The organism is Robertmurraya kyonggiensis, assembly GCF_005116465.1.
GTDB lineage: Bacteria > Bacillota > Bacilli > Bacillales > Cytobacillaceae > Robertmurraya > Robertmurraya kyonggiensis.
This window is the reverse complement of record NZ_SWBM01000003.1, coordinates 23,547-37,113: the sequence shown is the minus strand read 5'-3', so window position 1 is coordinate 37,113 and position 13,567 is coordinate 23,547. Positions and strand designations below refer to the sequence as shown.

Below are 13,567 nucleotides of genomic sequence, written 5' to 3'. Positions count from 1 at the left end.
ATTTGTGATTTCAATCTAGCACCTTCATATGATTCATTAAGGTTCATCCACTAACGACAGCTCTGGGAATAAATTATATTCAGCCAATTTCATGCCGAACTTATCGGATTTTTCTCGAAAATAAGCATTGTCATCCAACATAGCACGATTTCCATCCTCAAATACCAATTCAAATTCGGAGAAGGTTCCGATTTCATTACGATAATGAATGACTTTTTCAATGTCTTCCCATTGATACGTATGCTTTTTAAATTCGAACAGAGAGCTATAGGAAATTTTATCGTTTGATAATGCAACAAATGACTGAGAAGCAATATAGAAGGTAAATAATCCTAAGCATAAAAAGAAGATGCTTATAGCTTTGGATAATTTTCGTATATTTAAAAAGAAAAGGAGAATAGAAGCGATAAAGAGAAACCCGCAACCAATGGCGAATGAAGTAAAATTCTCTTTTGGAGTCGATACATACCAGGTGTCTTCTTTATAATGGACGACATCTCCCAAAGTTTGTGGAACAAAAAAATAAAAAATAGGGGAGAGTATAGCTATTAAAATCGCGATGGTAAAATAGATATGTCTTGTTTCATAGTTTTTCTCCATTCGAAACACACCTTCCAAATTAATCCTTTTTTATAATTGAATCAAAAATTATAACCTTTGTATACTATGAAAATTGTTAATTTTTATCAAATGATAGGAACGCGTTTAATAATAGAAGGAAAGGGAGTATGATAGAGAAAATATCTCGTTTCATTTGGATGGAGTGGTAAGAGATGAAAATTTTTCGAATTACTTGGTATGCAGTTGTTGAAGATGATTCTGTATTAGAGGGTCGCAGTCTCATTTCAGCAGAAACACAAGAAAACGCAATTAGTGAACTCATTTCCAAAAAAGCAAACGAATATCGCTTAAAACCGTATATGGTTAAAATTCAATCCATCTTTGAAATATGAGCATAAAAGAAAGATTACCCACAACCTTATCCACACAAAAACATGATAAAAATAACCTTTTATGAAGTTATTAACAAAATCCACAAGAGAAGAACGAGTTTCTTATACACAAACAAGAGGCTTTCTATTACCTGTAAACCGTTGATTTTGAAATTTTTATCCACATTACCCACAACCTTGTGGGTATCTTTGTTCACAATTCTGACATCAATAAAAGAAATATTGTGAAATAAATGTGACAGCTATTGTTTTCACTATTATCAAGGTATATATTATAAGTGTAAAGAGAAAGTGAAAAACATCACAAAACAAATTAAATCTCTTTACCACAGAATAAGCGGGCCAGCTTAAACAAGAACTTATAACAAAATTTTTTAAGATAATATGTGAATAATTTCACAAAGGAGAGATTTATCATGAAATGGATGAAAAACCCAAAAGTAGCGGTTGCTTGGACAATATTGAGAGTATGGTTAGGAATTCAATGGATAGAAGGTGGCTTAGGCAAAATAACTGGCGGAGGATTCGATGCTAGTGGATTTATCAAAGGTGCGATAGCTGGAGCAGGTGGCGACCACCCAAGTGTACAAGGTTGGTACGCAGCATTTCTTGAAGGAGTAGCATTACCAAACGCAGAAATATTCAGCTTCTTAGTACAATGGGGCGAAGTATTAGTAGGTGTTGGACTTATCCTTGGAGCAGCAACAATCCCAGCGTTAATCGCAGGTGCATTCATGAACTTGAACTTCATGTTAGCAGGAACAACTAGCACAAACCCAATTTTATACACAGTAGCAATGATTCTATTATTCGCAGGAACAGCAAGCTACTATTACGGAGTAGACAGATTCGCAGTACCATTCCTTAAAAAACAATTAAACAAGAACGAAAATAACGATGTCATAGCAAACAACTAACAATAACTTATAATAAGAGGGCGGAGCCAAAAGGTTTCGTCCTCTTGTTTTGCTTTCAAATCGTCTATAATATAGAAAGTATTATAACTGCCTCGGGAAGGAGTCCTGCATTTTGGCTATCAAACTAAGTCCGAAAATTATTAAAGAAATGTGTGGAGACATCTCCTTCAAGCGAGGAGAAGCGTTTTATCGCGGGAATAAAGTTCAATTTCAAAACGATGCACCTCATTCTTCTGAAGCAATCGTCAAAGCTGGAGAAGATTTTTATGTAAAAGTTGAAACGAAAGAAAATGGGGAAATTCAAACGAGCTGTAGCTGTCCGACACTAGCATCTTTTCAAAAGGATTGTCAGCATATCGCAGCAGTCTTGATTGCGATTTATGAAAAACAAAGAAGAGGGATCGGCTCGATAGACGAGTCTGAGGACTCAAGCTTAGCAGAAGGACTGCTAACGATTTTTCAGGAGCAACCGAAACGTTCTAGTGGGCATCAGCTCCATTTTGAAGATAGGCAAGTTCTAGATACAAGATTTATTTGTAAAGTGCTACAAATGGACAATGGTGAGCGAATGTTTGGTATAAGCATTGAGATTGAAGAGACATCTGTCTTTCATATTCGCCGTTTCTTGGAGGATGTGAGAGAAGGGAATCAAAGTGTGTTATCACCGATCTTCACCTATGATCCGCGCATTCATTGTTTTGACCGCTCCGTGGATGAAATTCTTCATCAACTCATACCAAACAATCATAAGAAGAATCCTTCATCCTATAAAAGCACATTAGCCATTCCCGCATCCGGATGGAAGAGGCTAGTGCCTTTACTCGTAAAAGAACCTAATGGAAGAATCGAGTATTATGGAGAAGTATTTGAGGGACCAAAAGTAACGGAGGAAACACTCCCTTTACACTTTGATTTTCAAACTGAATCAAGTGGCTACCAGCTTTCAATCAAGGGCTTCGAGCAAATTGTCATCATGGATTCATATGATTGTGTTCTTAATTGTGGGAACGTGATTCCTTTAGAACATGCCGATTGCAAGAGGCTGTTAAGCTTAAAGGAAATGCTCGATAGTTCTGGAAGGAATCGAATACCTATTCCAAAAGAGCAAATGGATTTTTTCCTAGAAAAAGTATTACCTGGTTTGAAAAAGCTAGGAGTTGTAACAATTGCGGATGAAATAGCAACAAGGTTAGTTCAAACTCCGCTTGTACCTAAGCTTTATTTAGATCGTGTGAAAAACCGTTTGCTTGCTGGCTTAGAATTTCATTATGGAAACATCATGATTAATCCGGTTTCCAATGATAAGGAATTTGCTCGTGCGTTGCTTGTGAGGGATGACAGAAAAGAGGATGAAATTCTTCAATTAATGGACGAGAGTGAATTTGCGAAAACAGATGGAGGATATTTTTTACAAAACGAAGATCTTGAGTATGAGTTCTTGCATCATATCCTGCCAAAGCTACAGAAGCTTGTTCAGGTATATGCAACGACAGCGATTCGCAATCGGGTTTTTAAAGAGAATTCTCACCCTAATATCAAAGTAAAAGTGAAAAAAGAACGAACCAATTGGCTTGAATTTAAATTTGAAATGACCGGCATTCCAGAAAACGAAATTCGGGATTTGTTGCAAGCCTTAGAAGAAAAACGAAAATATTATCGTTTGCGTAATGGTGCACTTCTTACGTTAGAAACGAAAGAGTTTGAAGAAATGGACCGATTTTTAAGGTCACTTCCGATCGATTATGATGAAATCGAAAAAGGGCTAGATATGCCTGTCCTAAAGGGAATCACTTTTCTTGATTCGATTATGGACAATGAAGTGTTTTCTCCCGAGGAATCTTTCCGACAATTTCTAGAAGAGATAACAAATCCGCATCAATTTGAAGTGCCGAAAAGCTTTGAGTCGATTTTGAGGGATTATCAAAAGCATGGATATCAATGGTTGAAGACTCTTGCTAGCTATGGTTTTGGTGGGATTTTAGCCGATGATATGGGGCTTGGGAAAACAGTCCAGAGTATCGCCTATATTGAGTCTGTTCTTTCAGAGGTGAAAAAGGATAGTCGACCTGTCCTGATAGTCTCTCCCTCGGCAGTTACCTACAACTGGCTCCACGAGTTTATCAAGTTTTCACCTGACACAAGGGCGGTTGTAGCAGACGGCGTGAAAAAAGAGAGGCAGAAGGTGTATAAGGAAATCAATGAAATTGACGTCTTGATCGTTTCTTACACACTGCTCCGAAAAGATATCCATTGGTTTGAAAGCCAGGATTTCCATACGGTGTTTTTTGATGAAGCTCAAGCTTTTAAAAATCCGATTACCCAAACAGCTAAGTCTGTAAAGAAAATAAAAGCGAATCATCGCTTTGCTCTAACAGGGACGCCGATAGAAAATTCTCTAGAGGAGTTGTGGTCGATTTATCACGTCGTTTTTCCAGAGCTGTTTCAGGGTTTAAAAAATTACAGTCAATTGACACGAAAACAAATTGCGAAAAGGACGAGTCCGTTTCTTCTAAGGAGAATGAAATCAGATGTCCTTCATGAGCTGCCGGAAAAAATGGAGCTACCAGAATATGTGGAACTCTATCCAGAGCAAAAGAAGCTGTATGCTGCGTACTTAGCGAAGCTTCGCCATGATACCTTAAAGCATCTGGACAAAAACACGATACGAAAAAACAGAATCAAAATTTTAGCAGGCTTAACAAGACTGAGACAAATATGCTGCCATCCTGCTTTGTTTGTTGATGGATATAAAGGAAGCTCAGCGAAGTTGAATAAGCTCATGCAAATTGTTGATGAAGCCAATCAAGCAGGGAGAAGAGTGTTGATTTTCTCTCAATTTACAAAAATGCTTGAACTGATTGGACGGCAATTGGCGTTAAAAGGGATAACATTTTTTTATCTTGATGGTCAAACGCCTGCAGAGGAGCGAGTTGAATTGTGCGCCCGCTTTAACAAGGGCGAGAATAGCTTTTTCCTCGTTTCATTGAAAGCCGGGGGCACAGGTTTAAATTTAACGGGAGCGGATACGGTTATTCTCTATGATCTATGGTGGAATCCTGCTGTAGAGGATCAGGCAGCCGACCGAGCTTATCGGATGGGGCAGGAGAATACGGTGAGAGTCATCAAGATGATTACCAAAGGAACTGTTGAAGAAAAAATGGATGAACTACAGGATAAGAAGCGAAATCTTGTTCAAGAAATCATCGATACAAAGGAAAGCAATGCATCCACGTTAACAGAGGATGACATTCGGGAGCTTTTAACGATTGAATATGCGACTAGGTGAATCCGCTATGGATTCACCTAGAGTGTGTTATTTTTTCTTTTTCTTTGCTCTTTTATCTGCTGCGTTCGAGCGAGCCATCGCCTCTAAATCAGCATGGTCTGCTAAATCACGGTCAAACTCCACATCGCGGCCATCTGATTTCATATTTTTTGGCACTTGTGGAAGACTTGCTTTATTTTTGTCTCTTGTTTTTCGGCCTTGTCCACGTCCCAATCGTAAAACCCCCTTCAAAATGAAAAGTACGAAAAAACATTTACGTTTTTCCGTACTTATTTTTCACGATTGTCATGGAATTTATGAATTAATGTCGCGCCTTCTTCTTTGTGAATCCTCCAGCTTGGTCAGCCATTTTGAACTCATGTGAATAATTCATTTCTTGCATACTGGACAATGTACTTTTAGACTTGTCTTTTCGTTTCTTATCAGACATTCGCAACATCCTCTCTTCACAAATTAATAAGACTACACTTCCTATTTTTCCCTTATTTAAAAGGATTGATACTTAAGCTTGATAAATATTTACTAAAGCTTCTTCTACTTTTTCAAAAAGAAATTGGAATCCTGCTTGTTGTAATTTTTCCGGAAGGACACGTTGTCCTTCTAAAACCAATAGACTCATTTCACCTAGGGCTATTCTTAAAGCAAAAGTGGGAGCAGGCATCCAATGAGGACGTTTCATAGCTTTTCCAATGGCTTGCCCTAATTCCTTCATCGAGACTGGGTTTGGGGCAGTAAAATTAACAGGCCCAGCAATCTCTTCATGCTCAATTAGAAAAAGAGTCGCTTCGACAACATCTTGAATGTGAATCCAGGACGTCCATTGCTTTCCGCTACCTACCGTTCCGCCAGCAAATAATTTATAAGGTAGTACAATTCGCGGCAAGGCTCCTTCTGTTTTGTCTAAAATAATCCCATATCGACATAACACCGTACGAGTAGTGGATTTTAAGGCTATTTCTTCCCATTTTTTAACGGTGGTGGCTAAAAAATCTGTTCCAGCTGTTTCATTTTCTTCTGTAAATTTATCCGTTAAAGAAGTGCCGTAATAACCGATGGCGCTGGCGTTAATGAATGTCTTAGGAGGGCTCTTTTTCATGAGGTCGAGAACTGCTTCTGTTGCTTCCATACGACTGGAGAGAATCCGTTCCTTTCGCTCTGTCGTCCAACGTCCACTACTAAGCGATTCACCTGCTAAATTTATCATGACGTCAAGATCTTGTATTGTGGGAGTTTTTCTTTCGTTTAACCATTGAAGGTATGCCGGATTTCCTCCTATTTGTGACTTCTTTCTTGTTAAAATAATGACCTCGTGTCCTTTTTCTATTAACCGTTTTGTTAAGGCTTTTCCTACAAAGCCAGTTCCGCCTGCTATCACAATTTTCATGAGTATATCACCCCTATGAACTAATTAGCTTTTTATCATGGAAAACCCTGTTTTTGAGCGGAGATTTTTCAAACAATGTGGTACATTTATAGGGAGGTGAGGACATGGCTACGATTACAAAAATCACCGTCCAAAAAAAGAATACGGATCGATATAATATCTTCTTAGATCATGGAAAAGGTGAGGAGTACGCTTTTAGTGTCGATGAAGATGTTTTAATTAAGTTTAATTTGAAAAAAGGTATGGAGTTAGACGACTTCGCTTTAATGGAAATTAATTATCAGGACGATATACGAAAGTCATATAATTTAGCGATCCACTATTTAACACGTGTTATGAGAACGGAGTTTGAGGTGCGCAAGTACTTAGCGGATAAGGAAGTTGAAGAACCTGTTATCCAAGAGGTTATCCATAAATTGTACGAATATCAATTTCTAAATGATAAAGAATATGCGAATGCTTACGTTCGTACACAAATAAATACATCCGATAAAGGAATTGTCGTAGTTCGAAGAGACCTTCAGGAGAAGGGGGTTGCCGCTCCGCTCATTGAGAAAGCACTAAAGCAGTTTTCTTTAGAAAAACAGATTGAGAAAGCAAAAGTACTCTGGGAAAAAACTGTGAATAAAAGCGCTAAAGAATCGGAACGAATCCTGAAGCAAAAGGCTGAGCAATATTTGCTCAGAAAAGGCTACCCATTTGAAGTAATCTCCATCGCCATGGAAATGGCAGAATCAAAAAAAGATGAAGATGATGAAATGGAAGCTTTACGATATCAGGGAGAAAAAGCACATCGGAAGTACGCACAATTAGATGGCTATGAATACGAACAAAAAATGAAGCAGGTCCTATATCGAAAAGGGTTTTCAATGGAGAAAATCGAACAATTTTTAGCTGAGGAAAAAGATTATTAATATAGTAAAATAAGGTTAGAACTTCATAAGGGGTGAGCAAAGGTGGAAGAAAAACGCTACAGTACGATGACGGAGTATGAGTTGAAGCAAGAGATCTCTAAGCTCCATGAACAAGCACGTAAAGCTGAACAAATGGGGATGGTAAGTGAATTTGCCGTATTAGAAAGAAAAGCAATCATGGCTAAGGCTTATTTGCTAAACCCTAGAGATTTTAAGAAAAAAGAAATCTACGAAATCGATGGTGACCCAGGAAAGTATTTTCAGATTGAGTATATGAATGGCGTATTTGCATGGGGATATCGACTAGGAGAGAGTAAAGAAGAAGAAGCTTTACCGATTTCTATGCTGAAAGTAATTAAGTAAACCAGAGCCCTAAAAAAGGCTCTGGTTAAAGCTTTACGAATTTTTTCTGATTTGGTGATGGAGAATAATGATGTCTTGCGTTTCTTTTGTTTCCCCATTAACTTGAGAATGGGCATGCTTCAAACGAACATTTGGTGAAGTAAATGGGCTTGAGTAAGGATTGTTGTCAAAGAAATTTTTACTTTTTCCCATTTTATTCAGCCTCCCGTAGTAGTATTTCTACTCAAAAAGCTCTGACGTGTCAGATTCTCTATTGCTTGAGGCCCTCATCCGTTCTTGAGGATGAGTATTTGTCGTACCATTCGCTCTTTTAGAAGCATACTCAGCTTTTGCACGAGGTTCACCCTCGAATTTATTTTCTCCTTGATATGGGAAATTCTTTGCTTTATTTCGCAATACAAGACCCTCCCTAACAAATCATATCCAACGTGATAAGCACTGCTGATCAATGCTTATCACGTACACATAGTATGAACCCAATTAGGTTGAAGTATCAGCATTCATCATGATAAAAAGTTGGCAAAAGAGGTGATTAAGTTTGAATGAATATCAACAAAAGCTAGTTGAATTATTATTGGAAAAGAACCCTTCATTATCTGTGCATCAGGCGCAAACTTGGGTTGAACTTTTATGGGATGATTTTGAAACTACCCGTGCAAAGGCAGGAAGAGAATATAAGGGGAGTGAAATGACGGAACGAATTGTGCGGCAATTAATTGAAAATCATGGAGCAAGGCTTCATGAATTTTTCGCGACAAATCCAAAGTACAAACATTTATTTGAAAATGGACAGGAGCATTAATAAAAGCGAGGGCATAGCGCCTCGCTTTTTTAACCTGGTAATATCTCCAGTTTTTTTCTAAGTTTTTCTTCACTAAAAATCCAGCCTGTGTAAGAGGATTGGATATTCAAGTCTAGGTCCAGCTGAACAACAGCCACAAAAGGATAATGGTCCTTGCTTCGGTAACGCAAATCAATGAATTTTACTTCATAATAATCATCGTATTCATCCACTTCCCAACGATAAACGGGAGAAAAGGATAAGAAGGCAGATAAATTTTTATCCTTTTTCGCTGCTTCAATCACGGGGGAAGAAGGAACTTTCACGCGATTAAATTGGTCAAGTATGGTCACATCATTTTTGTATGCTCGACCAACAAAAAATTGTTGCTTATTCATGACTGCAATTCGCCATTGAGAAAATTTCATAGTCGGCGAGATGATGATATCGGTCGCGTCTGGAATTAAGGTTTTTACCTCTTGAACAACCCTTTTTTGTGCGAAAAAACGTATAATGTAGTAGCCAACAAGAACAGCATAGACGACTAAAAATGTGAATCCAGGGTGTGCGCCTAGTCCCCAAACAATTAATCCAAGGACATGCAAGCCAAAAATAATCGGATCAAACGTATTGATCATGCCGAGAGCAACCCATTTTGGAGAAAAAGGGCGTAGTGCTTGCGTGCCATATCCATTAAAAATATCGACGAAAACGTGTAAAAATACAGCTAAAAAGGTCCAAAGCCATAAATGTAACAAATTGGTCTCTGGTAAAAATGGATAAATTACTGCTGTTATTGCAATTGGCCATAGTAAGACGGCTGGAATTGAGTGGGTGATTCCCCGATGATTCCTTATATAAACAGCGTTGTTTCGAAGTTTAAGTACTGTATCGATATCTGGAGCTTGTGATCCGACAATGGTTCCTATCATGACAGCTGTTGCAGTTGTTGAATTTGCAGCAACTTCTGGGTCTAATGTTGCGAGTCCAGCAAGGGCAAGCCCCATAACTATGTGAGTACCTGTGTCCAAAAGGTAGAACCTCCTTAGAATAGGCTGATGTTAAATTAATTTTATCAGCAAATGGGTTGTAAATGTTGAATTAAATCGATATTTTAAAAAGAGTTAAAAAATGTTCACATGGTTTATATATATGTTTAACAGCAGGTGGTGTAATCATGACAGATTCCTTAAAAAATCTAAAATTAGTTAACAAAGATGCCTTTCAACACGACTTGATCGAGTGGTTTTCAAACGAACAAAGAGATCTACCGTGGCGCAAGGATAAAAATCCATATAAAGTTTGGGTATCGGAAATCATGCTTCAACAAACGAGAGTGGATACGGTTATTCCATATTTTAACCGATTCATCGAACAGTTTCCGACCATCAATGATTTGGCAGATGCAGAGGAAGAAAAGGTTTTAAAGGCATGGGAGGGACTAGGATATTACTCTCGCGTGCGAAATCTACAATCTGCAGTGAAGGAAGTAAAAGAAAAGTACGGTGGGAAAGTCCCAGATACGAAAGAAGAAATCTCAACTTTAAAGGGAGTCGGTCCTTATACAGCTGGAGCGATTTTATCAATTGCTTATGGAGTCCCAGAGCCAGCAGTAGACGGTAACGTGATGAGGGTGATTTCTCGGATCTTGTCCATTTGGGAAGACATCGCGAAGCCTTCCACACGTAAAACGTTTGAAACTGCTATCTATGAACTCATTTCTCATGAAAATCCGTCCTATTTCAATCAAGCATTAATGGAACTTGGGGCATTGATTTGTACACCAACCTCACCATCTTGCTTGCTCTGTCCAGTGCGTGAGCATTGTCACGCTTTTCATGAAGGAGTTGAGAATGAACTTCCTGTAAAAACCAAGGCGAAAAAGCAACGTCAAGTGCAATTAGCATCCGTTGTGATTCGCGAAGATGAAAAGACTGTTATTCATAAGCGCTCGAGCAGTGGCTTGCTCGCAAATCTTTGGGAATTCCCAACAGTTGAAGTAACCTCGCCTTTTATGTTTGATAAAAGTTATGTAGAGGCTCTTTTGATGGAGGAGATCGGAATTGAGGTTAAGTTAGGACAAGCTGTCGGTAAAATTGAACATGTCTTTTCTCATTTAAAGTGGGATATTCAAGTATTTGAGGGAGAGTTAAAAGCTCCGATTAAAGAGGATGAAAATTTAAAAGTAGTCTCACCCGAGGAAATCGTCGAGTATCCGTTCCCTGTGCCACATCAGAAGATTATGAAACAGTACTATCATGAGGAGTAAGAAGTTTGTTGTTTTCGGTAGGAATGAGTGACAGAATTGCTGTTGGAAAGTGAAATTCTGTCACGCAAAGTGGGAACTCGTGACAGAATCCCGGGTAAAAAGAAAAATCTGTCACCCAAATCAACAATGCAGGACAGAATCCCAACCCGACAAGCAAATTCCGTCCCAAAAGCAGGCACCCACCAAAACTAACTCATTGATCACCCTTAATTCCACCGCGATTTTCAATTTCCTCAATGATTTCACGGTGGATGCTTTGGCCCTCTGAATTTAAGTACGGCATGATTTGCTGAAATGAATGATGAAAATAAGCTAATTCGCTATCATTCCAATCTGCTTTGGACATCATGGAAAGCTCTGTCATATCGCGGCCAGAATACATTCAAGAAACCTCCTAGAACTTAGCTTTTCTAAGGTTAGTGTTGTATTCCGTGTTGATATCTATTCATATAATGTCTAAAATGAAAACAAAAGAGAAGAAAGGAATCAAACATCATGACAAAGGTTGCATTAGTTACAGGAAGTAGTCGTGGAATTGGGAAAGCTACTGCCCTTCGATTAGCAAAAGAAGGTTACGATATCGTTGTCAATTACGCACGAAGCAAATCAGCAGCATTGGAGACAGCTGCTGAAATTGAAGCGCTTGGTCGTAAAGCACTTCTAATTAAAGCAAACGTTGGAGACGTGGAAAAAATCAAGCAAATGTTTGTAGAAATTGATGAAACATTTGGACGTCTTGATGTATTCGTCAGCAATGCGGCTTCAGGTGTTCAACGTCCAGTGATGGAGCTTGAAGAGTCTCATTGGAATTGGACAATGAATATTAATAGTAAGGCCCTTCTTTTTTGTGCCCAAGAAGCGGCGAAGTTAATGGAGAAAAACGGTGGCGGAAAAATTGTCAGCATCAGTTCTTTGGGAGCGATTCGATATCTTGAGAACTATACGACTGTTGGAGTATCCAAAGCGGCTGTTGAAGCCCTTACACGTTATTTAGCGGTTGAATTAGCAGAAAAGAATATTGTCGTCAACGCAGTTTCTGGTGGAGCGGTTGATACAGAAGCACTGAAATCCTTCCCGAACCGTGAAGAACTCCTTGCTGAAGCAAGAGAGAAAACACCTGCGGGAAAAATGGTTGAAATCGACGATATTGTGAATGCTGTTATGTTCCTAATCAGCGATCAAGCAAGTATGATTAGGGGGCAAACAATTATTGTGGATGGCGGAATTTCTTTACTTGTCTAACTAATTTTTTCCAAAAAAATATTTGGATAGTAACCTCTGCGCATGGACAAATTAATATGCGTGGAGGTGATAACATTGGCAAAACAACCAAACAAATCTCAAGCTGGAACTAACATTCAACAAGTACGCCAGCAAAATGCACAGTCTGCATCTTCTGGTTCACAAGGTCAATTTGGTACCGAGTTTGGTAGCGAAACAGACGTTCAAAAAGTGAAACAAGCAAACCAACAAGCTGAAGCTAAAAAATCTCAAGGTTCCGGCCAAGCTGGTCAATCTTAAAGAGAGCATATACTTAGACGAGCGAGCCCTTTCAAAAGTTGAAAGGGCTCGTCTTTTGTACGGACATTTTTCGACAAAACTTCCATTAACCTTACATAACTAGTCAAAGGAATAGTTGTTTATCCCTCGAATATATTAAAAGCGTGGAATGAATACGACTATAGGGCGGTGTGAAACATGAATCAGTTTAACCGTTTAGTAAGTGCACAAATGGAGACAATGGAAAAATTATTATTCCTTCAATCAGAAATAGAGCGTTGTCAAGGCTTAGAGGAGGAACTAAAAGAGCTTCAACAAGAGACAAAGCTAGAAAGCATCCAGGAAGATATTGCGAGAATGAAGGCAGAATTGAAGGACATTCACGAGACATTTGAAAAACAAACCGAGGAATTGATACAATCTTATCAGGAAGTCAGTACAGTCGGATAATGATCCTTAACAAAGGTGCTAAAAGTGTAGTCATTGAAATATTTCAATGGCTCTTTGTTTTAAATTCTAACTTTTACCGTTATAATAATAGAAAGAGAAACTGGACAGGCCGATTTAAATAAAGGTTTTAGAGTGTTCGGAGAATGAAAGTAGGGAGAAGAAATGGACGTACCTGTGGAGGGTGAACCGATACAAATTCATAGTTATAAGCACAATGGACATATTCATCGAGTTTGGGATGAGACAACGGTTCTAAAGGGATCGCAAAATTTAGTCATTGGTGCAAATGATCGGACAATCGTGACAGAATCCGACGGCAGAACGTGGGTTACAAGAGAGCCTGCGATTTGTTATTTTCATTCGCAGCTATGGTTTAACATCATCGGGATGATTCGTGAAGATGGAATTTATTATTATTGTAACCTGAGCTCTCCATTTATTTTTGATGGGGAAGCATTAAAGTACATAGACTACGACTTGGATATTAAAGTCTTTCCTGATATGACATTCAATTTGCTTGACGAAGACGAATATGAAAGACATCGTAAGGAAATGAATTATCCGGAAGTCATTGATCAAATATTGAAGGCAAATGTTGATAAATTGATTCGTTGGATCCGCCAAGGAAAAGGACCATTCGCGCCAGATTTTATCGACATTTGGTATGAACGATACTTAACTTACAGACGCTAAATAATGTAGTGAAAAACGCCTGTTGATCTTGATTCAACAGGTTTTTATACGTAATCT

The 13,567-nt window shown here is 38.5% G+C and carries 19 protein-coding genes; 11 read left to right on the top strand and 8 right to left on the bottom strand.

Annotation, left to right across the window (positions count from 1 at the left end; translation table 11 throughout):
* Nucleotides 1-36: 36 nt before the first annotated feature.
* Nucleotides 37-600 carry an MFS transporter gene (locus FA727_RS13940; RefSeq protein WP_136831827.1) on the bottom strand — a complete coding sequence of 188 codons (564 nt, stop codon included), beginning with the start codon at nt 598-600 and terminating at the stop codon, nt 37-39.
* A gap of 173 nt (nt 601-773) precedes the next feature.
* On the opposite strand from FA727_RS13940, the gene FA727_RS13935 reads away from it, so the two are divergent.
* The 3 genes from FA727_RS13935 (at nt 774) to FA727_RS13925 (ending at nt 5,156) form a co-directional block, all read left to right on the top strand.
* Nucleotides 774-953: a hypothetical protein gene (locus FA727_RS13935; protein ID WP_136831825.1), complete on the top strand. Its 180-nt coding sequence runs from the start codon at nt 774-776 to the stop codon at nt 951-953.
* 416 nt (nt 954-1,369) lie between these two features.
* Nucleotides 1,370-1,870, top strand: coding sequence for a DoxX family membrane protein (locus FA727_RS13930; protein WP_136831822.1), 501 nt, complete (start codon nt 1,370-1,372; stop codon nt 1,868-1,870).
* A 112-nt stretch (nt 1,871-1,982) separates the two neighbouring features.
* Nucleotides 1,983-5,156 carry a DEAD/DEAH box helicase gene (locus FA727_RS13925; RefSeq protein ID WP_136831820.1) on the top strand — a complete coding sequence of 1,058 codons (3,174 nt, stop codon included), beginning with the start codon at nt 1,983-1,985 and terminating at the stop codon, nt 5,154-5,156.
* A gap of 27 nt (nt 5,157-5,183) precedes the next feature.
* Here FA727_RS13925 and FA727_RS13920 read toward each other — a convergent pair whose 3' ends face one another.
* From FA727_RS13920 to FA727_RS13910, 3 genes are all read right to left on the bottom strand, one after another.
* Nucleotides 5,184-5,369 carry a YfhD family protein gene (locus tag FA727_RS13920; protein ID WP_136831818.1) on the bottom strand — a complete coding sequence of 62 codons (186 nt, stop codon included), beginning with the start codon at nt 5,367-5,369 and terminating at the stop codon, nt 5,184-5,186.
* A gap of 88 nt (nt 5,370-5,457) precedes the next feature.
* Complete coding sequence (locus FA727_RS13915; RefSeq protein ID WP_136831816.1) at nt 5,458-5,586, bottom strand: YfhE family protein; 129 nt, start codon at nt 5,584-5,586, stop codon at nt 5,458-5,460.
* A gap of 72 nt (nt 5,587-5,658) precedes the next feature.
* Entirely contained in the window at nt 5,659-6,540 is an 882-nt protein-coding gene (locus FA727_RS13910; protein ID WP_136831814.1) for a TIGR01777 family oxidoreductase, read from the bottom strand.
* A 104-nt stretch (nt 6,541-6,644) separates the two neighbouring features.
* On the opposite strand from FA727_RS13910, the gene recX reads away from it, so the two are divergent.
* Entirely contained in the window at nt 6,645-7,454 is an 810-nt protein-coding gene (recX, locus tag FA727_RS13905) for a recombination regulator RecX (protein ID WP_136831812.1), read from the top strand.
* A gap of 42 nt (nt 7,455-7,496) precedes the next feature.
* Complete coding sequence (locus tag FA727_RS13900; protein WP_136831810.1) at nt 7,497-7,817, top strand: YfhH family protein; 321 nt, start codon at nt 7,497-7,499, stop codon at nt 7,815-7,817.
* Between the two features lie 33 nt (nt 7,818-7,850).
* On the opposite strand, the gene FA727_RS13895 is transcribed toward FA727_RS13900, so the two are convergent.
* Together FA727_RS13895 and FA727_RS13890 are read right to left on the bottom strand one after the other, a co-directional pair.
* Nucleotides 7,851-8,009 (bottom strand): YpzG family protein, encoded by a 159-nt coding sequence (locus FA727_RS13895; RefSeq protein ID WP_136831808.1) that lies wholly within the window; start codon nt 8,007-8,009, stop codon nt 7,851-7,853.
* 27 nt (nt 8,010-8,036) lie between these two features.
* Entirely contained in the window at nt 8,037-8,213 is a 177-nt protein-coding gene (locus tag FA727_RS13890; protein WP_136831806.1) for a small, acid-soluble spore protein K, read from the bottom strand.
* 142 nt (nt 8,214-8,355) lie between these two features.
* Here FA727_RS13890 and FA727_RS13885 point away from each other — a divergent pair, with 142 nt between their 5' ends.
* Nucleotides 8,356-8,619: a YfhJ family protein gene (locus tag FA727_RS13885; RefSeq protein WP_136831804.1), complete on the top strand. Its 264-nt coding sequence runs from the start codon at nt 8,356-8,358 to the stop codon at nt 8,617-8,619.
* Between the two features lie 29 nt (nt 8,620-8,648).
* Here the strand turns inward: FA727_RS13885 and FA727_RS13880 are convergent, their stop codons facing one another.
* On the bottom strand, nt 8,649-9,629 hold the full coding sequence (locus tag FA727_RS13880; protein WP_136831802.1) for a metal-dependent hydrolase: 981 nt from the start codon (nt 9,627-9,629) through the stop codon (nt 8,649-8,651).
* A gap of 146 nt (nt 9,630-9,775) precedes the next feature.
* Here FA727_RS13880 and mutY point away from each other — a divergent pair, with 146 nt between their 5' ends.
* Nucleotides 9,776-10,867, top strand: a complete 1,092-nt coding sequence (gene mutY, locus FA727_RS13875; RefSeq protein WP_136831800.1) for an A/G-specific adenine glycosylase — start codon at nt 9,776-9,778, stop codon at nt 10,865-10,867.
* A 193-nt stretch (nt 10,868-11,060) separates the two neighbouring features.
* Here the strand turns inward: mutY and yfhS are convergent, their stop codons facing one another.
* Complete coding sequence (gene yfhS, locus FA727_RS13870) at nt 11,061-11,249, bottom strand: mother cell protein YfhS (RefSeq protein ID WP_136831798.1); 189 nt, start codon at nt 11,247-11,249, stop codon at nt 11,061-11,063.
* Nucleotides 11,250-11,359: 110 nt separating this feature from the next.
* Between yfhS and fabL the strand changes: the two genes are divergently transcribed.
* From fabL to ntdP, 4 genes are all read left to right on the top strand, one after another.
* A complete protein-coding gene (gene fabL / locus FA727_RS13865) occupies nt 11,360-12,109 on the top strand; it encodes an enoyl-[acyl-carrier-protein] reductase FabL (RefSeq protein ID WP_136831796.1) in 750 nt (249 codons plus the stop codon).
* 75 nt (nt 12,110-12,184) lie between these two features.
* Complete coding sequence (locus FA727_RS13860) at nt 12,185-12,388, top strand: gamma-type small acid-soluble spore protein (RefSeq protein ID WP_136831794.1); 204 nt, start codon at nt 12,185-12,187, stop codon at nt 12,386-12,388.
* Nucleotides 12,389-12,565: 177 nt separating this feature from the next.
* Nucleotides 12,566-12,817: a YgaB family protein gene (locus FA727_RS13855; RefSeq protein ID WP_136831792.1), complete on the top strand. Its 252-nt coding sequence runs from the start codon at nt 12,566-12,568 to the stop codon at nt 12,815-12,817.
* Between the two features lie 162 nt (nt 12,818-12,979).
* A complete protein-coding gene (gene ntdP / locus FA727_RS13850) occupies nt 12,980-13,510 on the top strand; it encodes a nucleoside tri-diphosphate phosphatase (RefSeq protein WP_136831790.1) in 531 nt (176 codons plus the stop codon).
* The last annotated feature ends 57 nt before the right edge of the window (nt 13,511-13,567 follow it).